General features: G+C 63.5%; 20 protein-coding genes and 4 tRNA genes. 13 read left to right on the top strand and 11 right to left on the bottom strand.

From position 1 onward, the window contains the following. Positions 1–476: 476 nt before the first annotated feature. The 3 genes from ACFW3F_RS05435 to ACFW3F_RS05425 form a co-directional block, all read right to left on the bottom strand. A tRNA-Phe gene (locus ACFW3F_RS05435) sits at positions 477–553 on the bottom strand. A 33-nt stretch (positions 554–586) separates the two neighbouring features. After that, positions 587–663 (bottom strand) — tRNA-Asp (locus ACFW3F_RS05430). A 47-nt stretch (positions 664–710) separates the two neighbouring features. Next, a tRNA-Glu gene (locus tag ACFW3F_RS05425) sits at positions 711–783 on the bottom strand. Positions 784–964: 181 nt separating this feature from the next. On the opposite strand from ACFW3F_RS05425, the gene ACFW3F_RS05420 reads away from it, so the two are divergent. From ACFW3F_RS05420 to ACFW3F_RS05400, 5 genes are all read left to right on the top strand, one after another. Next, positions 965–1,040: transfer RNA gene (locus ACFW3F_RS05420), tRNA-Lys, on the top strand. Positions 1,041–1,522: 482 nt separating this feature from the next. Beyond that, the gene (locus tag ACFW3F_RS05415; protein WP_388055083.1) at positions 1,523–2,980 is read left to right on the top strand and encodes a hypothetical protein; all 1,458 of its coding nucleotides are present in this window, start codon (positions 1,523–1,525) and stop codon (positions 2,978–2,980) included. A gap of 30 nt (positions 2,981–3,010) precedes the next feature. Further along, entirely contained in the window at positions 3,011–3,613 is a 603-nt protein-coding gene (locus tag ACFW3F_RS05410) for a PadR family transcriptional regulator (RefSeq protein WP_388055081.1), read from the top strand. A 195-nt stretch (positions 3,614–3,808) separates the two neighbouring features. Beyond that, positions 3,809–5,443 (top strand): VWA domain-containing protein, encoded by a 1,635-nt coding sequence (locus ACFW3F_RS05405; RefSeq protein WP_388055079.1) that lies wholly within the window; start codon positions 3,809–3,811, stop codon positions 5,441–5,443. Positions 5,444–5,492: 49 nt separating this feature from the next. Then, positions 5,493–6,356 (top strand): SGNH/GDSL hydrolase family protein, encoded by an 864-nt coding sequence (locus ACFW3F_RS05400; RefSeq protein WP_388055077.1) that lies wholly within the window; start codon positions 5,493–5,495, stop codon positions 6,354–6,356. 68 nt (positions 6,357–6,424) lie between these two features. Here the strand turns inward: ACFW3F_RS05400 and ACFW3F_RS05395 are convergent, their stop codons facing one another. Then, on the bottom strand, positions 6,425–7,828 hold the full coding sequence (locus ACFW3F_RS05395) for a lipase family protein (protein WP_388055075.1): 1,404 nt from the start codon (positions 7,826–7,828) through the stop codon (positions 6,425–6,427). A gap of 776 nt (positions 7,829–8,604) precedes the next feature. On the opposite strand from ACFW3F_RS05395, the gene ACFW3F_RS05390 reads away from it, so the two are divergent. After that, the gene (locus ACFW3F_RS05390; RefSeq protein ID WP_388055073.1) at positions 8,605–9,360 is read left to right on the top strand and encodes a DUF4839 domain-containing protein; all 756 of its coding nucleotides are present in this window, start codon (positions 8,605–8,607) and stop codon (positions 9,358–9,360) included. A gap of 177 nt (positions 9,361–9,537) precedes the next feature. Here the strand turns inward: ACFW3F_RS05390 and ACFW3F_RS05385 are convergent, their stop codons facing one another. Beyond that, the gene (locus ACFW3F_RS05385; RefSeq protein WP_388055071.1) at positions 9,538–10,068 is read right to left on the bottom strand and encodes a hypothetical protein; all 531 of its coding nucleotides are present in this window, start codon (positions 10,066–10,068) and stop codon (positions 9,538–9,540) included. A gap of 351 nt (positions 10,069–10,419) precedes the next feature. Between ACFW3F_RS05385 and ACFW3F_RS05380 the strand changes: the two genes are divergently transcribed. From ACFW3F_RS05380 to ACFW3F_RS05370, 3 genes are all read left to right on the top strand, one after another. Further along, positions 10,420–13,956 (top strand): Ig-like domain-containing protein, encoded by a 3,537-nt coding sequence (locus ACFW3F_RS05380; RefSeq protein ID WP_388055069.1) that lies wholly within the window; start codon positions 10,420–10,422, stop codon positions 13,954–13,956. A gap of 1,962 nt (positions 13,957–15,918) precedes the next feature. Further along, on the top strand, positions 15,919–16,476 hold the full coding sequence (locus tag ACFW3F_RS05375; RefSeq protein WP_388055068.1) for a hypothetical protein: 558 nt from the start codon (positions 15,919–15,921) through the stop codon (positions 16,474–16,476). Positions 16,477–16,547: 71 nt separating this feature from the next. Further along, positions 16,548–16,823, top strand: a complete 276-nt coding sequence (locus ACFW3F_RS05370; RefSeq protein WP_388055066.1) for a transposase — start codon at positions 16,548–16,550, stop codon at positions 16,821–16,823. 115 nt (positions 16,824–16,938) lie between these two features. Here ACFW3F_RS05370 and ACFW3F_RS05365 read toward each other — a convergent pair whose 3' ends face one another. The 4 genes from ACFW3F_RS05365 to ACFW3F_RS05350 all read right to left on the bottom strand — a co-directional run bounded on the left by ACFW3F_RS05365 (position 16,939) and on the right by ACFW3F_RS05350 (position 20,316). Continuing rightward, positions 16,939–17,274: a LuxR C-terminal-related transcriptional regulator gene (locus ACFW3F_RS05365; RefSeq protein WP_388055064.1), complete on the bottom strand. Its 336-nt coding sequence runs from the start codon at positions 17,272–17,274 to the stop codon at positions 16,939–16,941. A gap of 155 nt (positions 17,275–17,429) precedes the next feature. Then, entirely contained in the window at positions 17,430–18,377 is a 948-nt protein-coding gene (locus ACFW3F_RS05360) for a hypothetical protein (protein WP_388055062.1), read from the bottom strand. A gap of 95 nt (positions 18,378–18,472) precedes the next feature. Beyond that, complete coding sequence (locus tag ACFW3F_RS05355; protein WP_388055060.1) at positions 18,473–19,378, bottom strand: sensor histidine kinase; 906 nt, start codon at positions 19,376–19,378, stop codon at positions 18,473–18,475. A gap of 272 nt (positions 19,379–19,650) precedes the next feature. Next, on the bottom strand, positions 19,651–20,316 hold the full coding sequence (locus ACFW3F_RS05350) for a response regulator transcription factor (protein ID WP_388055058.1): 666 nt from the start codon (positions 20,314–20,316) through the stop codon (positions 19,651–19,653). Between the two features lie 232 nt (positions 20,317–20,548). Here ACFW3F_RS05350 and ACFW3F_RS05345 point away from each other — a divergent pair, with 232 nt between their 5' ends. Next, on the top strand, positions 20,549–21,388 hold the full coding sequence (locus ACFW3F_RS05345) for an SGNH/GDSL hydrolase family protein (RefSeq protein ID WP_388055056.1): 840 nt from the start codon (positions 20,549–20,551) through the stop codon (positions 21,386–21,388). A 73-nt stretch (positions 21,389–21,461) separates the two neighbouring features. Here ACFW3F_RS05345 and ACFW3F_RS05340 read toward each other — a convergent pair whose 3' ends face one another. Continuing rightward, a complete protein-coding gene (locus ACFW3F_RS05340) occupies positions 21,462–21,890 on the bottom strand; it encodes a hypothetical protein (protein WP_388055054.1) in 429 nt (142 codons plus the stop codon). Between the two features lie 868 nt (positions 21,891–22,758). Between ACFW3F_RS05340 and ACFW3F_RS05335 the strand changes: the two genes are divergently transcribed. The 3 genes from ACFW3F_RS05335 (at position 22,759) to ACFW3F_RS05325 (ending at position 26,389) form a co-directional block, all read left to right on the top strand. After that, entirely contained in the window at positions 22,759–24,279 is a 1,521-nt protein-coding gene (locus ACFW3F_RS05335) for a sugar transferase (RefSeq protein ID WP_388055052.1), read from the top strand. A gap of 62 nt (positions 24,280–24,341) precedes the next feature. After that, positions 24,342–25,373, top strand: a complete 1,032-nt coding sequence (gene gmd, locus ACFW3F_RS05330) for a GDP-mannose 4,6-dehydratase (RefSeq protein ID WP_265968725.1) — start codon at positions 24,342–24,344, stop codon at positions 25,371–25,373. Continuing rightward, complete coding sequence (locus ACFW3F_RS05325; RefSeq protein ID WP_388055050.1) at positions 25,370–26,389, top strand: GDP-L-fucose synthase family protein; 1,020 nt, start codon at positions 25,370–25,372, stop codon at positions 26,387–26,389. The genes gmd and ACFW3F_RS05325 overlap by 4 nt, the downstream gene beginning before the upstream one ends. Here the strand turns inward: ACFW3F_RS05325 and ACFW3F_RS05320 are convergent. After that, positions 26,357–26,800, bottom strand: a complete 444-nt coding sequence (locus tag ACFW3F_RS05320; protein ID WP_388055048.1) for an acetyltransferase — start codon at positions 26,798–26,800, stop codon at positions 26,357–26,359. The genes ACFW3F_RS05325 and ACFW3F_RS05320 overlap by 33 nt on opposite strands. Positions 26,801–26,869 lie beyond the last annotated feature (69 nt).

Below are 26,869 nucleotides of genomic sequence, written 5' to 3'. Positions count from 1 at the left end.
TTTCACCCTCTCGGCCCCCGCCGGGTTCAACCAGGACGCGCCGCTTTACCCGCCGGACTCACCCCTGTCCGATGAGAAATGCCGCGACAGCAAAAGCGATGAGCAGCAACGAGATCGCGCACCCGAGGGCCACCTGCTTGGCGGTGGACATAGGCGCATACGGGTCCTTGTACTCGTACCTGTACGTAGGCGGACTGGCGCTGCCGGCCCGCGGTGACGAACCGTTGTCGAGTTGTTCCGGAAGTTCACTGTGTGAGGGTCGACGCGGCGTACCCCCCGGTATCGCGTTCACCGAACCATCATGCCTGCGACACCATGTTTGTGCAGCCGAGGACGCGTCGTACGATCGGGTGAATCCGTTGTAGCCGTTGCGATCTGGGCCACAACCTGGCAGCGGACCTGATGTGAGACACATGACTGATGGCTGATGGCTGAAACAACGAATCCCCAGCAGTGAAAACTGCTGGGGATCATTGTGGTGGCCAGAGTCGGGATCGAACCGACGACCTTCCGCTTTTCAGGCGGACGCTCGTACCAACTGAGCTACCTGGCCGGAAGGCACCGGTTATCGATGAACCGAAACCTTTGGCGACCCTGACGGGACTCGAACCCGCGACCTCCGCCGTGACAGGGCGGCGCGCTAACCAACTGCGCCACAGGGCCTTGTTAAATTATCTGCACGGATCCCGTTGCCGAGTTCCGCGCAGGCGTACCCCCTACGGGATTCGAACCCGCGCTACCGCCTTGAAAGGGCGGCGTCCTAGGCCGCTAGACGAAGGGGGCCGGTCGTGTTCTCCGTTGGGAGCTCGCATAGCTTATGACAGGTTTCGCGCAAACCACAAATCGCCTGATCAAGGGCATTAATGCGCTCCGCTGAGGCATCCGGCGACACGCACACCGAGGGGCGCGTTCCGCCCGCTCTGTCACGTTGTAAACTCATCGACGCCCCGCTCGCCGGGGTCCTGCCCCTATAGCTCAGTTGGTAGAGCTACGGACTTTTAATCCGCAGGTCCCAGGTTCGAGCCCTGGTGGGGGCACCATCGCGATTGTTCGCTGCGGGTCGCTGCATACTCCCCGCGCTCTCATCGCGGACGACACGGCGGGTGATCGAGCCAGGCGTTCATCGGAGTCAAACAGTGTCGTCGTGGAACCGGCCCGCATCAGCTCTTGAGCGCGGGACCTTCCTCCGGTTTCTACGAATCTTCTCGGGCCAATCGGCAGACCGGGTGGGCGGCACTGCGCCCGTCATCGAGTCGACCCCTGAGACCACCCAGGCTCTTGTAGTGACTTTTCGGCGGGGCAACTTGGCAAGCAACACCAGAAGCTCGGACGAACACAGCCGCGCAACAGAATTGCGACACCGACCCGCCGAACCTGACTACACTGTGCAGAGCTCGCTGCCGGGAAACATGGCCGGATATGGCATTGCGGAGCGTTCCAGCCAGGTTCCGATTCGGAGGCCGCACGAATGTCACCGAACGACACAGATTCGTTTGATGCAACGATCGTTCGCATCCTCGCAATGCCCGACCTCGACGCGACGTGGCTCAACGTCGCCGTCGAACTGTTGAAGTACTGCAGCGAGAACACGGCGGGCTCCGATACGTGGGCGAACCTCGATCCGGGCGAACCCTTCGACACAATCGCTTCGATCCACGCGGGAGCCCTCGCCGCAATGTTTGCCGCCGATCCCACGTTGCGAGTGCTGGCCACACAGGACTCGGGTGACGTCCGTCCATTGTCCTTCATGTCTCGCGCATCTCGAAAAGCTCTGTGTGAGTTCGGTAGACACGCGGTCGGCCAAAAGAGCTCGAATACGCCTCGCATGCACGCGCTCGCGGTCGCGCGTGGGATGGCCGAGTGTCTTGACGAGTTTGCCGGCGATACGTACCTCCACTGGTTTCGAGCACGTGGTGAGGTGGTCCTGTCGCCGGGCGAACCATACCCGGTATGCCGGCATGACCCCCGACGCTGGTTGGGACCACATGCCGCCAACACAAAGCCGGCCAGTCTTCCCGACCGTGATCTGGCACAAACGCGGCGCCTACGGATTGCCGGCGCGGCACCATACACCTACGTCATCGATTTCGACAGCTGGAATCGGCTGAGCCCCGTGGGGGCATCAGGCCGATTGACAGTGGGGGTTGGTCAACCCAACAGTGACCTCACCGAGTTCGATATCGCGTTCGAGGATCTTCCGCGTCGCACTTTCGCAAACTTTGGCCCGAAAGATGTTGCAGCCCAGGCTGACCGAATCGCACGATTGAGCTCGCGCGCAGCGGGACGTGGTGCCGATATTCTTGTCATGCCGGAGTACACGCTCACCGAGGCGGTCCACACCGCTCTTCTCGCCCGTGAGCCGCGGGAGCCGCGGGAGCCGCGGCCCACAGTGGTGTGCACTGGTCTCGGAAGCGGCCCTGACGACGAAGGGTTCATGACCAACGAGGGCAGACTCGTAGTGCATACTCCCGATTTCGCCCGGGATCACTCTGTGTCCACGCCTCGCAAGCTGCATCCCGCATACATCGGCGATGCAATCGAACAAGTACGGTCTGGCACCGAGGTTCGCGTCTTCGCCAGTGAACGGTGGACGCTGTGTGTGTTGATCTGCCGTGACGGGATGGACGACGCAGTTTTGAGTCAGCTGGCGGCGATCGGAGTGAATCTCCTCCTGGTTCCCGCCATGAGCCCTAAAACAGCCTCGCTGACCGACACTGCCGCCTCACTGTGTCGCCGAAGCCAAGCTTTCGTCGTTATCGCCAACGGCCCTGCGCACTGGGCTGACGACCAGTCACCGGTCGACGCATCGCAGGCGACGGCAGTCAGCAGGGCAGAAGCCGTTTTCGCCGGTCCGTACGCCGAACAGCCAGATCGCTACTGGGCCGTGTCGGAGAACAACAGCACGCCCGGGCGAGAGCCGGGCTTGTGGACCTTCTCCTTCGATGAGCGACTCGTCCGCCGAACCGAAGACAATGATTGACAATAGTTGCGCCCGTGCTAGGTTGTGTCAATGCCGTCAGTCGCCGCTGCTTCACTCGTGTCGCTTCTGAACGACCTCGCAGAACGCACTCGAGACCAAAGCAAGGAACCTGACCTGCGGCCTGCGATCGGCTTGGTCTACGACCTCGGGCGGCTTGTCGCCGCTGGAGCGGAGGCCGACATTCGGCTGGCCCAGGCCGCTGTCGCGGGAGCGCGAGAGCAGCTCGAGGTCGGCGATCACGCCATCAATACCCCGGAGAAAGCTCTGCTCGGAAAAGAACGACAGGCATACCTCGCCGGGGCCTTGTGGGCGATCAACGAGCTCATGACCGTTCGGCTGGAACAGCTCGGAACCGCGTTCATCTCGGGGGGCCTTACTCGTCGCGGCCAGATCAGGGCACTCGTTCTGAGCAACGTCGCCGTCGATGAAACTCTCTCACCTTCAGAGTTGAAGAAGCGGATCGCCGACAACGGCACTGACGTTCGCCTTGACGAGATATCGCGTGCCTTGGGCGACCTCTTCAATGAGGGTCTTGTGGCACCTTCGCAGCCAGGTCCGGGCTCAGATCGGCGCCGCAAGTACTTCGCCCTCACCGCCGAGGGTCGACGCACCGTCGCACAGGTCGACGAATAAGCACCGGGTCGAAGCGACCCGTTTCGCGGGGGGTGACCATCAAGGCCCCGGTACGTAATAAACCCATGACGAAACGAGTTTGTGATTCTGCACGGACATGATCCTCTGCGGCACAACAGAACCGAGTGTCACCCGATCGGGTGAACTCGGCCGGTGAAGGTTCCGGCGAGGTCGTCGGCTACCTACTATCCGCTGGTGACGCTATCCGCCCGGCTGGGCTCTCTGGCCATCCTCTGTCTCCTTGTGGCCGCATGTAGCACGTCGGGCGACGGCAGCCCGAGCTCCCCGTCGGAGAGCACGACCGCGTCTGCCGATTCTTCCCCGGTGGTCGTCGTGCTCGACGGATCAGAGTCGATGCTGACTGCCGACGCTCCCGGCCCCCGCATCGACGCTGCACGCGCCGCCGTGACGGATTTTGCGACGGGCCTCCCCGACGGCACACCGTTCGGACTCATAGCCTACGGAAACTCGCTCAACGCGAAGACGACGCGCCAGGCGGCCGGCTGCCAGGACGTCACGACGATCATGGATCTGGCACCCATAGACAAGGGGTCGGCGACCGAGGCCATCGCCGGTGTCGAGGCCCAGGGATGGACCCCGCTGTCGAAGGCTCTCACCCAAGGTGTCGAGCTGCTGGCGGGCAGCGAAGGGTCCGTCGTTCTGGTCTCCGATGGAGAGGCAAACTGTGCGCCCGATCCCTGCGACACGGCCCAGCAGCTGCGCGCTCGCTACCCCGACGTCACGATCAGCACCATCGGCTTCCGTGCGACAAACACCCAGCTGGAATGCATCGCCCGCGAGGGCGGCGGTGTGTACATCACGGCAGACAACTCGCAACAGCTCGCCGCACGGATCGCCGCCGCCCGTGACGCCGACTCGGCGTCGACGAAGCTGACCAACACCGGACTGGCCGGGGTGAACCTGGGGTCTCGGGCCGATGAGATCAGAGCCACGACGCCAGGCTTCCCGGAACTGTCCACGGGAACGGTGGACGGCGACCGCGTGGTCGTGCGCTGGCACGACTGCGAGTGGGTATTCGCCGAGGGCGTACTGGTCGAGATCCGCCCGCTCGGATCGGCGGTCACGACAGTCGACGGGGTGACGGTCGGCACTCCGATGAGTCGCGTCGTCGAACTGTTCGGCAAGCCGGTTCGTGACGACAAGGCCATGTCCACTGCATATTTCGCAGCAGATGAACCCCGCGGTATCGCGCTCAAGGTTTCCTACGACGGCGATGTCGCCAGCGGTACCGTCAAGACTCTCACCCTGTGCACGTGCCTGCCGAAACCGGCTTCACAGGACGAGGCCGACACCTGCGGGCCCACAGCCGATTTCCCAAAGCTTCGGGTCGTCGCCAGGGGTGTTGATTGCCAGAGCGCCCTCGGTCTCGTCGAACGCTACGTCGACGATCCCCGCACCCAACGCGGTGATCGCGGCGCGCAACTCGATTCGTGGGGATGCAACATCCTCGGCGCCGCGGAAACCGAGGCGGGCGAGCCGGTCATCCGGTGCACCCGACCCGACGGCGCACAGGTCACGGTCGAGGAACCCAGAGGCGCTTCGACGGAGAACACGGCCCCGACGAAGCAGGACGTCTGCGATGCATGGCAGAAAGTCTCGGACCTGTACCGAACCAGGACTCTGATCAACTCCCGTGGTCCTGCAGGTGGCCTCGAAGCTGTTGCCGAACTTGGCGACCTCGCCACGAGGTACCCGGACGAAGCCGTTCAGTACGAGGGCACATACCTGGCGGAGCTCGCGGGCAACGGATCGGTGAGTATCTCCGCCTTCACCTCGCAGCAGAACCTTAAGGCCTTTTGCCGGGCCTGAGGTACTGCGCCACTCCCAGACCAGCCCACAGAAGAACCGGAATACCAACATGATCGACGGCCACAGCTCCCTGATGTCCCGCGTCCGAGCCGCGACTCTCGCAACCCTCGTCTGTCTGCTCAGCACCCTCCTGGCGGTGCCGGCGACGGCGTCCCCGGGTGGTCCCGCGTACGTCACGTTGGGCGACTCGCGCGCTGCCGCGCCAACGAACGGTTCCAGCCTGCGCCCAGACGGTTGCGGGCGCACACCCAACGGCTACCCGGTACACGTGGCCTCGCGACTCGGACTCATCATGAGGTCTGTCGCCTGCGTCAACGCCACCACCGCAAATGTCACGACGACACCACAGCTGACGCTGTACGGTCCGCGCCTCGTTCAAACACACGCGCTGTCGCGGTCGACGCGGCTGGTCACTCTGTCGATCGGCGGTATCGATCTGCAGTGGTGGTCGCTGGTGCCGTCCTGTTTCACCAAGACGTTTGGCCCCGACGCACGTTGCCGCGCCAACGCCTCGGTGACAAGACGAATCAACTCCGGTCTGGCCTCACTCGCACCCAAGATCGACGCCACGCTGACCCGGATCGGACAACGCGCTCCCAACGCACGCGTCGTTCTCGTCGGACACGGCGGCTACTACGGTCAAACCGGCTGCCCAGGTCAGGCGAACATCAGCACCGCAGACGCTGCATTCGTCCTACGGTTCTTCGAGCGCTTCAACGCAGTGCTCCGAGACTCCGCTCGAGCACACTCGGTTGTTTTCGTCGACGTGGCCGGACCTGCCGCCGGACATGACGCATGCGCAGGTTCAGCTCGATGGTTCGAGGGAAACATCTCGCGGTCGGCAACCCAGGTACGCCACCCCACCCCGCTCGGCAGCAAGGCCATCGCAGACCTGGTCGTCGCGGCGCTCTGACCCGACCCGTGGTTGCGCCGGCCCCAGCGGAGCGAGGCGCCGAGTCGAAGCCACCCCAGGTCGTCCTGTCAGCGGCACTCACTCCGCGCGGGTTTCCCGCGCAGACGGTCGTCGAGCCACGTCAACGTGTCGGGCAGGCCGGCGAAGATCCCGGTCATGTGTTCGGCCGGGTACTCGCGGTACGACGCTGATGCCCCGAGCGCGCACTGCTCGGCGAACAGGGCGCGAGCCTGGCTCGCCGGGATCCACCACTCGTAGGTTCCGTGGTAGATCCGCAGCGGCATCGTCGCCTGGTGATCTTTCATCGAGGTGATCGCGAAAAGACGCTCGGCGACGGGTGAACGGTAAGGATCGGGATCGGCCGACAGAACCTGGGTGGGTATGTGCGACACACCCAGGGCACCCATCCCACTGGTACACAAGTCCCGCATCGGAGACGTGGCCAACCAGCGTGCCGCGTCGTTCGCCATCGCGAGGACTTCGGGACGTTCCCGTGCGACACCGAGCATGGCGGCGTGGAACACCCCGGAACCGAGGTTGGCGTTCATGGCCCCGGCCAGGGAGCGGTAGTCGGCCGGTACGCCGCCATACGCCGCGCCGACGATCCGCCCGGCGTGCTCCGGGGCGTAGGAATCGGCAAGCTTCGCCGCGGCATTCGTGGCAATCGCGCCACCGGAGTATCCGTGCATGGCAATCGGTCCGGTGGCGAAGTTGTCGGGGTCGAGCCGCCCTGCCGCCCGCAGCGAGTCCATGATCACGTGCGCTGCGACGTACGGTTCGGCGTACGCCATCCGGGGTCCGGTGTGGTCGGGCATGATCACCGCGTAGCCGCGGTCCAAGGCCAACTGCGCGAACGGCGGGATGAGGTCGGTGGTGTTGGTGTCGGCGTGATAGCCGTGAGCAAGCGTGTAGCCGGGCGTGCACTTCGTCCCGAGCGCGACGATCGGCGAATTGTGAACCAGCACCGAACGCGACCGCGGTCCCTTCCATGCCTTGGCGGGGACGAGGAGGGTCGCGGTACCGAAGATCGGCTGATCGCCGGCGTCGACGCTCCGGAACTTGATCTGACGAGCCGACCGCAGCGGAACCGTCATCAGCAACTGCGCCGTGCGCATGACATCGCGAGTGGCGATCACATCTCCGGCAGCACGGCGTGCGAGGTCGGCCGGCCATTGATCGAAGAACCGGTCGCCGCTCGGCGAGGGCATGACCGCCTCGCGAAGTTCCTGCAGCTCGTGGGAGGCGCCGGGGGTCACCGAGCGCGCAGGTATGCGATGCAACCTCTTCACCGGCGGTGCCGGCACAGCGGCGTCGATGGCCTCGGGAACCGCGGAAGGCGCCGGACCGAGATTCGGCGGCTCGGCCGACACCTCCGCAGTTCCTCCGATCGCACCGATCGTCATCCCCGTCGCAATCACTGCAGAAATCGCTGCGCGCAGCGCCCAGCCCCGCAGGTTCCACCATGCCGGCATCGTCGACACTCCTTGTCACACAAGCGATCCCGGGCCGGAACACCCCGCTGGTCAGCCACTTCTCGCATCGAAATCGAACCCCCGTCATGGTAAAGGGTTGGCGTTAACGGTCGGCAACGGCCCTGTTGACTGTCCGACGCCGGACCACCGTTCGGACCGTTCTGGCCGATCCCAGCGTTCGCGCGGCCAGCCAATCGTGCGTGGTGCGTCGACACATACGTTTGACCGAACTTTCGCCGCCACCGGCGCCAGCGCCGCGGCAATCACTGACCTCCTGGCCGACTCGAGCATCGATACCGTCGACGACGACCCAACGGTCGACCCCCTGCGCTACCTCTGAGGACGAAGCGGCAGCACAGCGGCTCACCAGCTACGCGTCTCAACGCTAGAGGATCGACGACTTACGCTGCACGCCAATGTGTTTCGTGACCAGTCACGAAAGTGTGGGAAATCGCGAACGTGTTCGGTCACGAACCGATGAGGTTCCTATGGCGGTGGCGGTGCCGGGCTGCACGGATTGTGCGGCCAAATCCGAGTTCTTCGGCGGTAGACATCTCGCCTGGCCATCGGTAGTGCCAGCCAACCGAGGATGGCCTGTTTCCAGCCTGCCTGTCCGGGACGAAGCCCCTGAGATCTGCGAGTCGCTCAGTCGCCGATGCGCGACGAGCACCGCCGGCAGTAGGTCATGGCACGACCAGCACATCGAGGACCCGGTGTCCGTGGGTAAGCTCAGCGCGGCCGGTAGCCTTTCCGGCAGAAGTTGAGGGGTTGCGGGTATGACGTCGGACGGCGAAGTCACGTACGAGACGAAGACGGTCCGTGCGGTCCGGGGCATGGAGTCGCGGACTATCAAGAAGTGGGAAGCCGATGGTTGGGAGTTTGTGTCTCAGTCGCCTGGAAAGGTACAGGCGGAAATCACCTTCCGACGCCCCCGACCCAAGTTTCGGCGGCTCCTGTGGATGACCGGCGGTGCCGTGTCGGTGCTCGTGCTGGCGATCAGTATCGCCGTTGGGATCGTGAGCGAGAAGGACACTGCGCCAGCAGAATCCACGAATCCCTTAGGGGAAATGCCAGCAACACCAAGCCGGCCACCTTCCCCTGAAGCGACGGATAGGGCACCGGCCCAGTCGTCGAACACCGATGACGTCGTGCTCACGTCGACGAACAGCCCCGAGTTCGCGGCCGTCCTCGCATCGACCAACTACTGCTCACCCGCCATCGCAGCGTTCGCTAAGGCGCACAGTGGTCAAACGATTAAGTTTCGCGGCAGCGTCGGCGAGATGGCTCGACACGGGGACTCAAAAACCCGATACGACATCCTCATCAACGCGGGCGACTACGGTGATGGGTCCTCTCGTGGGCCCGCTTTCCAGTTCCGAGATGAGAACACCACGTACGACCTTCACTGGGTCGGCTCCGTGCCGGACAGGATCGGAGTAGGAACAAACCTGACCCTTACCGCGGAGATTGACCGCTATGAGGAGCGGTCGTGCCTGTTCCTCCTCGAACCGGTTACCACCGCCGCCCGCTAGCTCCGCGACATGACCAGCATCGCAAGGACTGGTTCGACGCAGGCGGTCAGATCGGCTTCGGCTGACCGACGACAATGGCCCACGGCTCGTTGGAACTCCAGGCGAGAGACGGAGCCGCTCGCCAATCCCACGCAGCTCACCGATCGTGCCACCCGAACCATTGAGCGTTACGGAGGCTCAGCCGAGGCTGCTCCAGCTGCCACCTCCACCGGTGCCGCCACTCTTTGTGGCGACTACGACAGCCGCATCCAGGTCCTTGGTCGCGGCGTCCGCGTAATTGTCGCAGTGGACTGAGCCGACGTATCTATCTGCGACGGGGGCGTCGACCCGGAAGTTGAACACTTGGCTACCCACGGCGTCGACGCGGCCGTCATTTCTCCCGGCGACAAACGCCCCTTGCCGTGGGGACAAAGCGGTAATCGCGGATGAGTATTCGATCAGAGCATCGACGTCGCCGCCGGCGAGAACGGCTGGCGCGACCTGGTTGATCCTCGCCGTCGCTGCCCGGAGTTCCGGCTCTGCTTCAGCGGTATAGAAGTTGATGCTGCACCGAACGGGGTACGGCGTAGGGTTGCTGACGGTCACACTCACAGCTCCGGCGCTGTTGAGCGTCGCCTGACTTGCTGAACTCCCCGGATGATTGACCCACCCGCTGGCAGGCCCAGCGGCAAGGCAGATCGCTGATGCGCCGACGGCTGCGGCGATCATGGTGACTTGCGTTCGACGCGGCACTCGACGTTCATTTCTCAATGGCTCTGTCTCCCAGTAGATTAGCGAATCAGAATGCTCGCCCATTTGAGCAGCACGGCGAATACATAGCAATACCGCGGCCGAAATTCTGACTATTTTCATCTGTTAGTACGAATGCGCGCCCCACGAGATCGGCAAGAATGCGAGCTGCACAGGCGCGGTCTCCCACCCAAGCATGTTCCCGACGGCCTGCGCCCGGAAGTTCCCCTGAACAGGTGACAGCTTGTGACTGGCATGTTGGTTGTGCGCCAAATAGATTCGTTGTGTCCGACTCGCCTGCATCGGGCCACGACTGGGGAGAGCCACTGCATGTCCACATCATCGATCAAGAGGTTCACCCTGACACGTCGCGTGGTCGCGTCGTCGGGCATCGCCGCCGCGCTGTTCGTCGCCGGTCCCGTCGCGGTCGCGGCCGCCGACGACGAGGCGAGCGCAACACCGTCCGACTCTTCGACGATCGGCGAGGTCTCGACTGAAGCGGTCGACACGGAGGACAGCGGCACCAGCGACTACGAGTCAAGCCCTGATGGCGTCGACCCTTCCACGGACGTCACAGCCACCGACGACGACACCACCCCTGCGGGTGCGGAAGCCGAGCCCGAGTCTCCTAGCGACACGCCTGTGACGCCGGAGTTTGCACCCGCCGAGTCACCGGCTCCGGACGAACCTGCCGACTCGACTGGTTCACCGTGGTTCTCGAACGCTCCGCATCACGATGCTGCATCGGATGACACCGCCGAAGACACCACCGACGAAGCCCCTTCGGACAACATCTCCGCCGAACCGGTCGACACCGACACGCACGCACCCCTACGCGACCCGCTTGTCGACCACACCACCCCGCCGGCGTTCGAGATTACAGTCGACGCCGGCGAGGCAACCGCAGCGTCCGACCCGGTCATCACTGCGGCTGCACCGATCGTCGAAGTCGACGACGAGGGGTCGATCTTCTATCAACTCACGCACGGGACGGGCACCGAGGGGCTCATCCTCTTCAACCAGAGCGCCATGATGCTGGGGGTCCTGAGCCGCCGCGGACGTGGCAATGGGCAGGACTATGCGGCGCTGCTGGGACCGGGCGAAAGCGGCTTCCTGCCGGCGCGAGTCATCACGGAAGGTTCGCTGGCCAAACACGCGTGGGACGACGAGGCCGGCATCCTGAGTCTGAGTAGCTCGACAGTCCAGCGGTTCTTCGACCGGTCCCTGGTCGCGCTGTCCAGTACCGACGAGGTCGATCCTGACAACCGCTTCCTGGACCCCTCCGACTCAGATTGGGCCGGCGGGTGGGCCGAGGACGTCGATGCCACACCTCCGCCGGGGACGAGTTACAGCGTCGGCGAGGACGGATCGGTCACGATCCACAACGACAGCGACGTCGACATCGCGGTCATCAGCCCGTACCACGGGGTGTGGTCCGAGCAGGGTTTGGCCGTGATCCGGCCCGGGCAGAGCCACACCATTGACGAGACCGCCACCAACCCGTTGGGCTTCAATGCGTACTGGGTCCAGGCGGAGCGACAGGACGGCCGGGGCGTGATCATCGCACAGGTGATGACCGCGGGCGGCCAGGTCTTGGTGGCACCGGCGACAGAGGGTTACCCCGACCAGAGCCGATGGCTTCCGCTGCAGGGAACCACTCCCCTTGATGTCGATGACCTCGACCCCGGTGATCGTTTCCTGGATCCCAGCGACGATCTGGCGACGGGCGGCAGCGACTTCGAGCTGTCCTACGGCAACCCCGAGACCGCAGGTGTCAACTACTCCGTCGTCGATGACGACCACATCCGTGTCCACAATGACGGCACCGGCACGATCGCGGTCACGCAGAGTACGCCGGGTGGGCAACTGCTCGGATTCGACGTCCTGGCACCGGGCGAGTCCAAGGTGTACGGCACCGTCCCCGGCGGACTCGCAGTCGTCTCGGTCCAAGCCGAACGCGGCGCCGACGGGAAGCCGGTGCTGCTCGGCGGAGTGATGTCGTCTCCGGTAGGCGGGACCATCATCGGCACCCCACCATACGACGGCTACCCGGCAATCCCGCTCCGAGATGCTCCCCTGCCGGAAAACCATGCACCGACAGGCGAAGTGGTCGCGCTGCCGAAGCCGGCCGACCAACGCGAGCGCGTCTACACGGTCAGCGGATTCGACTTCGACGGCGACGCACTCACATTCAGTGTCCACACGCCACCGACCCGCGGCACGCTGGTCGACAACGGCGACGGCACCTTCACCTACACGCCGACCGATCCCAACGACCTGCACGAAGGCTTCGTCGACGATCAGTTCCTGATTCAGATCTCCGACGGGCATGGCGGTACCGGATTGGCGCCGGGATTCGTCTCCTACGGCTTCGACAACATCAACGAGCTGCCCGTCATCGAGTCGGTCACCGGCCGCCTCGACGACATCGGTCGGGGCGAATGGCTTCTGGTGGTGACCGACCCAGACGGCGACACCATTGGAATCAGCGACTTCGATCGCCCCACCTACGGCGAACTCCGGGTAGAGCAAGTGTTCGAAGCGGGACCGATACACGGCTCACCCGTGCCGGTCCCGGGCACCTACACGGTCGTGTACCTGCCCGACCTGGTCCGCGCGCACGAGAGCGCCTACGACGATCAGTTCACTGTCACCTTCAGCGACGGCCACGGCGGAACGGTCACCGAGACGATCAACGTACATGTGCCGTACTACAACCAGCCGCCGGTCGTGCACCTCTACGCTCCATCCGGCACGGTCGAATCGGGAACCGGACGTTATGCCGTGGACGTGACCGACAGGGACGGCGACACGGTCACCATCGTCTCCGCGACCTCCCAGCTCGGCGGCACGGTCACAATCGTGGACGGCGTCCTCTACTACACGCCGAACCCCGACGTGGAGTACGACTACTACGCCGACACGATCACCGTCATCGGCGACGACGGACACGGCGGAACTCATACAACGGAGACAGTGGTTCGCGTCATGGACACCACTGACGTGATCTGGGTGGATGATGGACGCGGCGAGATCCTGGTGTTCACCGCGTACAGCATCTCCTATCCTGACTCCCCTCTCGAACGACATGGGCGGCTGGTGGTCAACTACCACTACGACTATGAGCAGTCCCTCGCTTTTGTCGATGAACTCGAAGACTCCTCGGTGGCTGAGCATTTCGGCGACTACCGACAGATGCTGCAAGACTATGAAGACGCCCTCAACGCCCCCGAACCCGAACCTGAGGGGCCCGATTGGGGTGAGCCCGGACAGTGGATTCCAGGTGACGGCGAGTACGAGCTCCCTGGTTACGACGCCGACGACGAGCCGGTCTCCATCGGGGACGCGGACAACTTCTTGCTCGAGCTCCTCGGGTCACTGGATTTCGTTCGCAACCTGGGTGAAGTCTGGGCAACGATGCTCGCCTACGACGATTTCGAGGATTTCGCCGACAAGCTGAGCGACCAGCTCGGCAAACTCGAGACAGTGTCCAACGACGCCCCGATCCTCAAGCACTCGAAGTATGTCTTCAAGTCGATCGGTCCAATCGGGACACTCCTGAGCCTCGGAATCGCTACCGCACAGCTCACTGATGCCGATACACCGAACGAGGAGCTGCACGCGCAGATCGAATTGCTCAGCGCCGCAACTCCGGCGGTGTTCGCGGCGACGGGCGCTGTCTTGTTGGGCGTCGTCGGGGGTCCCGCCGCAGCACTGGTCGGTCTGAACATCGGCGCTGTCGTCGGTACCGCGCTCGGCCTCGGACTGTCGATAGGTGCCGAAATCAGCCTGAACGACGACTTCCGCGATGCGTTCGAAGGGGTGCTCGAGCAGCCCGCGAAAGCTGATGATTGGTGGCCGCTGTAGCACGTTGGTGCAGGACAACCATCGACCGATGGCCTCTCGACGCCCGACAACTGCGCCGGCCCTAGTCGGTAGAAGCCTCGGACCACGCCTGACGAAAGCCCACCGACGCCTCGGCGTGCCGATGACGGCCTCGGTCCGGCCTCGCGTCCTCAGACCACCACGTCCGAGCCCCTCAACCAGACACCGTGGCCGCAAGATAATCTCGAGGCTAGAACCTACGGACCGGAGCACAGGAACACGCCGTACGGTGATCGTCATCGCCCTACTTTTCGCAACCTGCTACAAGCATTGCGATGAATCGCGCGGCTCCACGCCCCCTAGCTGACTAGGATAAAATCTCCGACGACTTCAAAGTGAGGATCTGTGACCGCGGATAAAGGTCTTGAGCGCGACCTTAACGTTATTCAAGCTGAATTGTCCGTAGCCGCGCAAAAGCAATCTTCAAGCCTGACAGCCGCGCTTACATCGGCGGTACTCGGCTCAGGGCTCTTGGTAGCAGCACTGATTAACCTCCCTTTGCCGTGCCAGCCAGGGAATCAGCAGCTACAGCTGTCACACCGAAGCACTGGCACATGGACATCCAATGGATCTTGGACAGGAAACTCGAGCACTACGGTAGACGGGGCATCAAACGCACTCCGGGGACCGACAGCGACCTGCATTCCGTCGGACTGGAATTTCGTGTATGCGTTTATGCCGATGCTAGGATTTCTCGTCGCTATAGTGGTGTTGCTTACCGTCGTCCGAATGACAACACTCGGCGTATACATCACCGACCTGGAGCGGGCGCTACATCAGTTAACCAACACAAGGTTTAGCGCGATAGGCCCTACGGGCGAACCAGTTACCCGCAAGGCGCCTTCGTCCGAACATCTCATCGGACATCTCGTCGTGTCCTCAAGGCCCGGAATCAGCGCGCGGCCTCTCAACTTCTTAATGATCGCAATTTGCATGTCAATACTCGCATTCTCAATATTTATACCAATCGCTCGAATTGACGGTGCTGCGCTGCAGTTTTCCGCAAGCCTGGGGTACTTTGCGATCTTCTTAGTCCTCTTGAGGTTTGTACGGAGTTCGCTGTGGGATACTCGGCGCAGCACCCAAACGCTGTGGACGGACGCACTCGAAACAGCACGCTCGTCAGCTGATCGACATTCGTCAGCTTCGCGCGCACAAAATCGTCAATTTGTCCGGTTCATTGTATACCCTCGCCGCATAATGCAGATGCTTCCAAAACCGGCGATTACCCTATCGGCAGTCGTTGTCTGCTGGGCACTAAACGGGGAGCTGAGTTCAATTCTTATCGAGGGACTGCTCTGCGCCTTAGCGATTGAGCTAGTATTCTACGCAATCCGATATCAAATAAACGACATACGGGACTCCAGCCGGGATGCGGCACATCCCGAGTCCGGTATGCGCGGAAGACTAGGATTTGATGCAACCGACTCCAGAAGAGCATTACTTCTTCAGTCTTTCTTGATTCGGTTGCTCGCAGTCGTCTTTGTATTGGCACTGACACCAACTTCCGAGCGGACCCGAATCACTACCGCCGCGGCCGCCGTTGGTGTTCTATTTCTTACCATCTGCTATGAGTTTCTGAAGTCCAAAGAGATCGACAGACCGGATTTTCACACAGTGCCCAAAAGATTCCGAATTGAGAATCTCCTCTTAGCGACAATTCCGCTTGGATACACGATCCGATTCGGCGCGGTGGCATGCGTGAGTGTTGCAGAATGGACCACGAAAAATCTAGTTTGCATACTAGTTGCAACCGTTACGATCTCATTCGCAGAATACTTCTTAACTAGTCAACAATGGTCTGCAGAATCTAGCCGGTTCATTCACAAACGCAAAGGGCCGGGCTCCAGACCCGAACAAACTACTGTGTCGACGCGGCTACTTCAAGCCAGCCATCTAATGTTATGTGCTGTGCGGGCAGGGTTACTCAGACGAGGAGCCTCTTTGAACATCGCTCCCGAAATTGCGAAGTCAGACAGTCTGGCGGGGCTTGTGCCAAGAAAGCGTGACTTGAAGTCAGGGACCTTGGCGTGTTCACAAAGGGACGCGATCAAGGGTCTCACCGTCGCATCGTGGCTATTTGCTTTCATTTCGGTACCCGCTGGCGGGCCAGCATTAGAAACCCTAGCCGTCGTTATGTTCGCGCTTATACTGATTGGATTTAGCGGTCTTTTCGATACTCTCGTGTACCGCAGACGACCTCGCAATTTAGCGCGCCGATTCAAACAAATGGAGAATGTTAAAGTTCTCATGGTAGCCATTCTTATGTTGCTTGGTGCGTTTGCCACTTACTTCTTTTTCGATCAAACGGTATGGCTGACTTTAGTCGCCTTCGGATACGCGTTCGCGCTGCATGCGATGTTCTTTTTTGCAGAAACAACAAGCTACGAAGATCAAATTGCATACGGGGAAACTATCGAGCAGTTATTCAGCCGAATCAAGAATAGTGTCGTTCAATTTCCTGACGTTTTTTCAAAATGGGTATTCGGCGCCACAAGATGAGGCCCTGTTTGGATCTCCTTGAAGGAAGGAACCGGCCCTCCTGATTTCAATTAGTGTAGGCGTTCTGCGAGTTGGCCGGAGTAAATGTTGAGCTGGCGGCCGAAGGCAAAACCGGCGAGGAGATCGCCGCTGAGCTGAACGTGTCGGCGGCAACGTTGTACAACTGGCGCCGCCAGTACGGCGGCATAGACGCCGATTCCGCCAAGAAGCTCCGCTCAGCCTATCGTCAACTACCGCAAGCGCAGTCACTGCCGACCCCGATGCCGGGTTGCGTGAGCATCTACGCTCGCAAGAACCTCAGGCACGGGTTCCGTCAGGCCTGGGCGTGGCTGCGGTTCGACGGATAGGACACCGTGAACAAGAAGGTGCGCAGCCCCGCCATCCGATGCCCTCGGAAGCAGCGCAATCGCACATTTGATCCTGAACGCGCTCTGACGACGTTCAGATCATCGCGGGGTCTCTTCAGGCGAGGTGCCGACCGTTACTCGGATGTTGTTGCCTGCGCTGCGCTTCAGTTGCCTTGTCAAACAACGCAGTAAGGCTGGCAATCTCTTCGAGGGTGCAGATTCCGTCTTCGATGGCCCTGATGAGCAGGGCGATCTTCGACGGCGCGGGTCGGCCGACGACTCGGTACTTGTCGCGGATCCGAGTGAGGTGAGTATGCACCGTGGATTCACCGACGAAGAGTCGTCGGGCGGCCTGCTGCTTGGAATCACACGCGAGCCACACGGTCAGCACCTCGATCTCGCGCTTGCTGAGGGCAGGCCGCCCTACCGAATCAAGAGCCTGAATCGTCATCGTTGCACTCCTGCTGGTCTGCTGTGGCTGATGGGAGTGACGTTAAGACGGTCGCGGTGCCGGCAACAGACCGATCTTGTGGGGGCACCCGCGATGGTGCCACCACCCCGGGGGGCATCGTTAGCTAGGCGAACATATGCCGCGCGTCCAGTCGCCTAGGTTCCGGGAGTTGGGTTTTCCTCGACGTGGCTAGTTGCGATCTCGGTGCGTCGTGTGCCGGCGGCATCGGTCACGAGTACCGAGGCCATGGTTTCCCGGCCGGATGGCCACATGCGTACGCATACGCGCCCGCCGGCCGCCTCCTGCAGGGCGTGTGCGGCGGCGTCACGCACTGACGCTATGACGGCGGGGTCCTGTTCTGGCGTTCCGGAGTCGTCGAGAAAGATGACCTCCACGCCCCGCTGCCGTGCGCTGTATGCGGCGTCGTCGAGCTCGAGCGTGGACAGGATCGGTGCTCTGAGCCGGTCGCGTAGGTGGGCCTCGAGCAATGCACACTCGGCTCGCTCTGCTGTGGTGAGGGGTTCGCCTGACGCGATCTTCTCGAGCATGGGTCGGGCGAGGCGGTCGAGGTGGCGCGTTTGCTTCGCGCGCTCATCGGCGCCGGCGGTCTGCGCCGCCAGTTCGGCGACGCGTTCGGTTGTTTGAGCACGCAACGAGAACACGGCTTTCGCTGTAGGCCGCAGGGTGAACGACAGCAGGGTTGCCATGGCCAGGGGTGCTGCGTCGATGGCAACAAAACTGATGCCATACGCGGCGCCCCGACCGGTAGCGGCGGCCCACAAAGCGAACACGAGCACCATTGCGAGCAAGCCGATCCACGGCGCGATCCGCCGGCCGCGAACGTTCATGAAGCAGTAGACGGCGGTTCCGCCGCCGTGTATCCAGGTTTGCAGGGACGAACTGAGTACTGCGGGGGTGGCTGACAACACCAATGCGCAGGCCACAGGCCCCGAAGCGGTGAGCGCCAGAGTTGTCCCGAATGGGAGTGGATCGCCGGGGACGAGGACGAGCGCGAGCGTCGCGGCAATCAATATGACTGGTCCCAGCGCCGCCACCCAGGGAGTGGTGTAACTGCTGACCGTGGCCACGGTCACGATGACCATCGCGGCGAGGTAGCCGCCGATGATGAGCCATGCACCGCGCGTTCGCATTCCGAGCAGGTCGCGAATGTCCTCGCGCCCACCGGTCGGGGGCACCATCACCGTGCCCACTCCAAGCACACACGAGTACCGCGCATCGGCGCCGACTCGATGGTGGCGGAGCCACCGATCTGCGACATCCGTTCACGAATGCTGATCGCGATTCCGAGCCGATCGGCCGGCACCGTCGACGGATCAAAACCATGCCCGTCGTCGGCTACTTCTATCTGCAGCCGGTCATCTGTGATCTCCACCGAGACAATTGTCGTCGACGCCCGCGCGTGACGGCCGCTGTTGCGGACCGCCTCCGCTGCCGCTGCCGCGATTGTACGAACCACCGTGGCGGGATAGCCGGCGTCTGAGCTGTCGATTGTCCGGCGAACTTCGAAACGCCGGGTGGGGTCCACCGTGACCGTCACCTCACTGAGATGCGTCAGAACAACGTCGGCGGTCATCGTGCCGTCGGTGTCGGTGTCGCCTCGGATCCGATCGAGCGCGTGCAAGGTGGCCTGGGCTTGAGCTGCCAACTGCGTGGAGTACCCGCGGCGAGCAGCGACCAGCAAGGTCGCCATGACGCCGTCGTGGGTGAGTTCATTGAACCGTTGCCGCTCGTTGGCACGAGCCTGTGACGCCGCGGCGGCCGCCGCCGTTCGATAGGCCTGCGCCCGCGTGTCATCGAGAACGGTTGCGGTACGCATCCCCATGACGGCAGCGGCGAAGTACACGAGCGAGAAGGCGAATGCCCACGCCATGTCCGGAACGAACAGCCCGCTGCGTGCGACGTCGCGGGCCACATAGTTGATCGTGATGGTCGAAACCACCACCACCACGAGCACGACAAAGGCGTAGGTCGGACGCATGGCCAACGCGGCGGCGATTGCAGCCAATCCACAAAAAGAGAAGAACCATATGCCGGTGGTTTCGGAAAGATGCGCGCCGTTCCAGCCGAAACCCCAGGTGGCCACCGCTATCAGATATCCGCCGGCAGCAACCCCTGCACACACCCGTAGCGCTCGAGCCGACCCTCGCCACGCGAGCGGCCCCAGCGCGAGCCCGGGACCGAACACGACAGCCAGCGCGGGGACCGTCCACCACATGTGCATCACTGCCAGTGACGCCGCGATAGCCGGGGAGGTGAGCACCAGGTACACCAAGTAGCCACAGGCGATGAACACAGCGAACTGCCGAAGAATCCGCTCGCCTGCGGATTCGTCGAGTGCGACGTCGCGATCAGACGCTATCTCCGCCGTCGAAGCCGCCGCGGTATCGGTAACCATCCGTCCTCTATCGCTCGAAACATCAAATGCTGCCGGGTCGGCGCCGGTCGCCCCACTGCGGCGTACTTCGTTCTGATCCGACCGACGTAGTCACTGACCGTGTCTGGGGACAAACTCATCGACTTGGCAACCCCGGCCGTGGATTCACCTGCGGCATAAAGCTCGAGGACACGTCGCAGCTGTGGTGGTAGGTCGACGAAGTCGTCGTCGGCATCTATCGCAGCAGCCCAATCCACCGTCGGAGTCTCCTCGCCCGAGAGCACCGCCCGGATTGCAGCCAGAAGCACGTCGTCGTCAACGTTCTTGCGCAACACCGCTTTCACCCCCGCACTGGCTGCCAACCGGACCAGATAGGGCTCGTCTCCGGAGGTGTAGGCAACAGCCGGGATGTCGAGTTCAGCGAGACAGTCGACGTTCATCTGCGGTGAACTCCCGTCCTCCAACCGCAGATCGAGGACGACCAAATCGAGATCCCGGGTCACTGTCAGCAACTCCGACACTGTCGCTGCGCCGGCGGTGAACTCCAGGTCCGGCTGGTCCCCGAGAATCGCTCGCAGCCCGGCGACGATCGACGGGTGATCATCGACGACTCCGATCCGCGCGCGCTCGCCCCGTCGCACCACCATGGCGCAATCATGACCGACGCCCCTCGACCACGGTGGCAATGTTGCACGGATCACATCCGTTCGCGACTCGGGGACCGCGTGTTGACATCACCGACGCTAGCCCGTCGACTCGAAGCTCTGTATCGACTGAACGGGCTGTTCTCAGTCGGCCACAGGGCGCCCTCGGACCGGCCTCTCAGACGGTGCCCAGACCCCTCGTAACGTTCTCCGACACGGCTGGAATACTCCTGCCGTGACCCGATTCCGCCTCGCACTCGTCGCCGTTCTCGCCATCGCGATCAGCTGCATGTCGGTACCGTCGGTTCTCGCCGCGCCGGCGGCACCCGCTTACGTCGCCCTGGGAGACTCACGCGCCGCAGCGCCGACGCTGACCTCGGCACAGCATCCGGACGGGTGCGGACGTACACGCGACGCCTACCCGACGCACCTCGCCTCCCAGCTCCGGATGAACTTCACCTCCGTTGCCTGTGTGAACGCCACCACCGCAGACGTCACGACCCGCCGACAGACGACATCATTCGGCGCCCGGCCCGTCCAGATCAACGCACTGTCATGGTCCACGCGACTGGTCACTCTCTCCATCGGCGGCAACGACCTCCGCTGGTGGTCGATCGTCTCCTCCTGCTTCACGCCCAGGTTCGGCCAAGACGCCCGGTGCCGACACGACCGAGCCATGGCCGACCGGATGACCTCCGCCCTCACCGCAGTCGCACCGAAGATCGGCGCAACTCTGAGCACCATCGCCGCCCGCGCACCCTTCGCTCGCGTGGTCCTCGTCGGTCACGGCGGCTACTACGGCCGAACAGGCTGCCCCGGCCAGGCCAACATCAGCAACGCCGACGCCGCCTACCTCCAGTCCTTCTTCAAACGATTCGACGCCATCCTCCGAACCGCCGCCATCACACGATCGATGGCCTTCGTCGACGTCGCCTCCGCCGCGGTCGGACACGACGCGTGCGCCGGCCCAGCACGCTGGTTCGAAGGGAACGCCTCACAGTCCCAGACCCAACCCCGCCACCCGACGCCTCTCGGAAGCCGTGCGATCGCAAATCTGATCGCGCGAGCACTCTAGACCCACGGCCTACGGGCAGACCCCTCCTCGAGCGACGAACTGCCGACGACAAGGCTGTCCGCCGACTGAGCGGTCACGACGACCCGAAGATGTCTACGACCGAGCTCAGCGATGAGCCCCGTTCCGGCGCCACCAGAACACTCGTCGGCGTCCCCGAGGACTTTCCGGTCACGGTCAGGTTCTGCTTGCTGACCTGTAGCGCCCCGCAGTTCAAGTAAGCGGAGTATCGGCCGGCGGGCAAACCGGTCGTCCTGATCGCCGACGTTCCATACGGCATGATCCGAACTCGTGGACTCTGATGCGCGGCAGGACCATAGAAACTGACATAACAGCGCTGGTCACTGTCCTTCACACTAACGATCGTCGACACGACCGTGTTCGGGGCCGGCGTTGCCAGGGACACGCGCGCCGACGATGCGGCGGCAGCCGGGGATGTCACCATCACCAGACCTATCCCGGCGCCTGTCACCGCCACGCCGAGCCGGACGATTAGCTTTCTCATGAGCGGGACCTCCGTAGATGACTTCGGGCTCCTCCCACGCTGACACACGTAGACACCGGGTCGTGCGCAGATGCACCCCAGTTGGTCCGAACAGACGATGACGGCCGCCCACCGACGAAATACGTTCGCATCGCAAATGTTTGACCTGCGCAGCGGACGCGTCTCCGACGACAAGGCGACTCACCGTCCGCAGGTGCAGTATCCGACGCCTGAAACAGCGCGAAGCGGACAACAGACACGCCGCGTCGGTACAAATCTGTGCCAACTCATCGACGTGTTACGGCGCTTCGACGAACCGCCACGCGAAAGCATTCTTCACCTCAGACGCCCTATCGGCACCCCCTTTTCCGGCGTGATTCGTAAGCGTTCGGATTGCATCCCCAACGGCTCGAAAAACCGATTCACAAACATCTGCGGTCAATAGTCAACCGCGGTTCATCAACCTGGGATTGTCAACTCGAAAATCGAGGGTGATCGTCGTCACAGGTCGAGCAGCACTTTGTCGTACTCGTCAGTAGGTCACGAACGCACAGTAACCGCAGTTCAGACCACCGACAGACGACGCCAAGATGCCCCATCGCTGTCGTGTCAACACGCTGATCGCGTTTCGAGACAGTCGACAAGAATCACGTGACAAACGATTCCGGGCCGATGCGACAACAACAGATGAATCGACCCGACGTCGGGCATTGAGTCATTTGTCCCACTTCCCAGCCTTTCTCGATAATGCGGTGTCACGGACCGGAACAACGTCGAAAAGAAACCGTGTGAATGGCGCGGAATGCGTTGTAGTGTTCCGATTTGCCAAGGCAATGGGCCGCTCGAATACACCGGCCGTTCGCCTGTTTGTTTCACTCAGGGGGAGTACATGAGCGTTCCCATCGACCGGGTCACGCGTGCCTTCATCGGCACGGAGCGTGCTCCTGACGCGACGCCGACGACGCCGCACCGATGGCTGGTCGCGTACGCGCGCCACGTCGCCTGGACCGACCTGGCACTCATCTCGATCGCCGTCCTGGCGGGGCAATTCCTGCGGTTCGGCGCCGACCCATTCCGGCCGATCGGCCGCGACGGTATCCCCGCACTCCTGGTCACCGTCCCCCTCATCGCGGGGTGGCAGACAGCGCTGCGCGTCACCCAGTCCGGTGACCCGCGCATTCTCGGCGCCGGGCCGGTCGAGTATCACCGTGTCCTGAGCGCGTGCTTCGCATGCTTCGGCGTCTGGGCGATCGTCGACGTGGCCTTCGCGCTGGGTATCGCCCGCGGTTTCATCGCCATCGCGCTGCCGGCCGGCACCCTGATGCTGGTCGTCGGTCGATGGGGCTGGCGACGACATCTGTTGCTGGGCCGCGAAACCGGACAATACCTCCGATCGGTCCTGGTCGTGGGCTCGCGATCATCCGCCCGGGCCTTCATCGAGCGGCTGGACGAGAACCCCGCTCTGGGTTACCGGGTCGTCGGGGTGTGCCTCACCGATGTGCCCGGCGCCGCCGCCGGCACGGGGTCCTCCGGACTCGCGACCCACCTCGGGTGCACCGACCTCCCGGTCTTCGCCGGCTACGGCCGCGCTCCCGAACTGGTCCGCACCTGCGGCGCCAACACCGTTGCGGTCACGTCTGCCGACGCACTCGGACACCGGGCGATGCGCGAACTGTCGTGGGAACTCGAGAACTGCGACGTCGAGATGCTCGTGGCCCCGGGACTGATCGACGTCGCCGGTCCGCGGATCACCGTGCGGCCCGAGGCGGGGCTCCCGTTGCTCCACATCGATCGTCCGCGGTACAAGGGTGCCAACCGTTTCCTGAAGCAGACCTTCGACAAGGCCCTGACAGTGGTTGCGCTGGTGATTCTTTCGCCGCTGCTCGTGCTGTGCGCACTGGCCGTCAAGCTCGACAGCAGAGGTCCGGTGTTCTACCGCGCCGAACGCATCGGCACCGACAACACCCCGTTCGTCATGTGGAAGTTCCGGTCGATGGTCGTCGACGCGGACACCATGCGTGCCGGTCTCGCCGTCCGCGACGACGGGAACGGGGTCCTCTTCAAGCTCCACACCGATCCGCGGGTCACCCGCGTCGGCCGGATCATCCGGCGCTACAGCCTCGACGAGCTGCCGCAGTTGTTCAACGTGCTGGGCGGGACCATGAGCCTCGTCGGTCCACGCCCGCCCTTACGCGAGGAAGTCGAGTCCTACGACCTCGTCGTCCGGCGGCGCATGCTCGTCCGGCCGGGCATGACCGGCCTGTGGCAGATCTCCGGACGCAGCGACCTCTCATGGGAGGACTCCGTGCGTCTCGATCTCTCCTACGTCGAGAACTGGTCCCTGACCTCGGATCTCGCCATTCTCTGGCGCACCGCGAGTGCGGTCCTGTCCCGCCGGGGCGCCTATTGACCGCCGCGTCCGACCACCCTCCGCACCACCACCACGGATCGACACCATTCGAAGGAAGCATCATGAAAAAGGCCCTGATCACCGGGATCACCGGTCAGGACGGCTCCTACCTCGCCGAGCTGCTCCTGTCCAAAGGCTATGAGGTACACGGACTCATCCGTCGCTCGTCGTCGTTCAACACCGCCCGGATCGACCACCTCTATCAGGACCCGCACGACCCGTTCGCCCGGCTCTTCCTGCACTACGGCGATCTCAGTGACGGCGCGCGACTGGTGACCCTGTTGGCGTCCATCGACCCGGACGAGGTCTACAACCTGGCCGCGCAGTCACACGTCCGCGTCAGCTTCGACGAGCCCGAGCACACCGGTGACACCACCGGCATCGGCTCGGTCCGACTGCTGGAGGCGGTGCGCCAGGCCGGCATCCGCTGCCGGTTCTACCAGGCGTCCAGCTCGGAGATGTTCGGCGCCTCTCCCCCGCCGCAGAACGAGGACACCCTGTTCTACCCGCGCTCCCCGTACGGCGCGGCGAAGGTCTACTCGTACTGGGTCACCCGCAACTACCGCGAGGCCTACGGCCTGTTCGCGGTTAACGGCATCCTGTTCAACCACGAATCACCTCGTCGTGGAGAGACATTCGTGACGCGCAAGATCACCCGTGCCGTCGCCCGGATCAAAGCCGGCGTGCAGAAGGACCTCTACATGGGCAACCTCGACGCGGTGCGCGACTGGGGCTACGCACCGGAGTACGTCGAAGGCATGTGGCGGATGCTGCAGGCCGACGAACCCTCCGACTACGTACTCGCGACCGGCGTCCCCTTCACCGTCCGCGACTTCCTCCAGCACGCCTTCGACCACGCCGGCCTCGATTGGCGCGACCATGTCGTCTTCGACGAACGTTACCTGCGCCCCACTGAAGTGGACTCGCTGATCGGCGACGCGTCGAAGGCCGAACTGGACCTCGGGTGGCGAGCCGCGGTCCGCGCACCGGAACTCGCTCGCATCATGGTCGACGCCGACATCGCGGCCCTGAAATGCGAAGGCACGGAATGGATCGACACGCCGCACCTGGTGGCTTGGAGCCGGGCGTCATGACTCGATCTGTTCGACGACGCGGCTGGGAGCCCGGCCCACTCGACCCGCTGACCTCTGTGTACGTCGCGGGCCACCGCGGACTCGCCGGTTCTGCTATCGTGCGTGCGCTGCGGCGCCGCGGTGTCTCCGACATCATCGGGCGGACCAGCCGTCAGCTCGACCTCCGTGACCGGCACAGCGTCTTCGAGTTCTTCGCGCACAACACACCTGACGTCGTGATCCTGGCGGCCGCCCGGGTCGGCGGAATCGCCGCCAACAACGCCTGGCCTGTCGACTTCCTATCCGAGAACCTGCGCATCCAGGTCAACGTCCTCGACGCGGCGGCCGCATATGGCGTCGAGCGCGTGCTGTTCCTGGGGTCGTCGTGCATCTACCCCAAGTTCGCCCCGCAGCCGATCCGCGAGGACGCATTGCTCACCGGCGCCCTGGAACCGACCAACGACGCGTACGCGGTCGCCAAGATCGCGGGGATCATGCAGGTGCAGGCGACGCGACGCCAGTACGGGCTGCCCTGGATCTCCGCGATGCCCACCAACCTGTACGGGCCGAACGACAACTTCTCCGGCGAGACGAGCCATTTGCTCCCGGCGATGATCCGTCGCTACGAGTCGGCGCGCCGGGGGGCCGCGCCGAGCGTCACCAACTGGGGAAGCGGGACACCGCGTCGCGAGCTCCTCCACGCCGACGACATGGCCGAGGCCTGCCTGTGCCTGCTCGAGAATCACGACGATCCGCGCCAGGTCAACATCGGTACCGGTATGGACCATTCGATCGCCGAGATCGCCGAGATCGTCGCCGCCGCGGTCGGTTACGATGGCGCCGTCGAGTGGGATGTCAGCAAGCCCGACGGGACACCGCGAAAGCTGCTCGACATCAGCACCATTCACAGCCTGGGATGGCGGCCGACGATCAGTCTCGAGCAGGGTGTCGCCGACGTCGTCGAGTGGTACCGCGCAGCTCACCACCCCGATATGGACCCCTGCTCAGAGGTCGGGGCCGGCGATGTCCGGATCTGAGTCATCGGTGATCGCGGACGACACCACCACAGTCCCGGGCGCGACGTCACGGGCGACCACCGCGGCGGCGCCCACGACCGCGCGTCGGCCGATCGTCACCGGGCCGGTCACCCGCGCACACAACGCAATCCACGCACCGTCGTCGACGACGAGCTCCCCGCGCGCATCGGCCGGACACCGCAACAGCGCGGCCTGGGACACCACGACGTTCGCGCCGATCCGGATCGAACCGGCGCTGTCGAGAGTCACCGCCTCGCCGATCCACGAGTCCTCGCCGATCGCGAGCCGTGCCGGACTGGTCACCCGTACGCGTGGCCGCATCAGCACACCGCGACCGATCTGCGCACCGAACACCCGAAGCACCGCCAGGCGAAGGGAATTGGGTACGAACACCCACCCGATCGCACGCATCACGAAAGGCCAAGCCAGCGATGACAACTGAGTTAACACGATCCCCATCGTATCGAATCGGACGCCTTT

The organism is Gordonia sp. NPDC058843 (genome assembly GCF_042743165.1).
In the GTDB taxonomy this organism is placed as follows: Bacteria; Actinomycetota; Actinomycetes; order Mycobacteriales; family Mycobacteriaceae; genus Gordonia.
The sequence above is the reverse complement of the archived record's forward strand: the minus strand, read 5'-3'. Positions and strand labels throughout refer to the sequence as shown.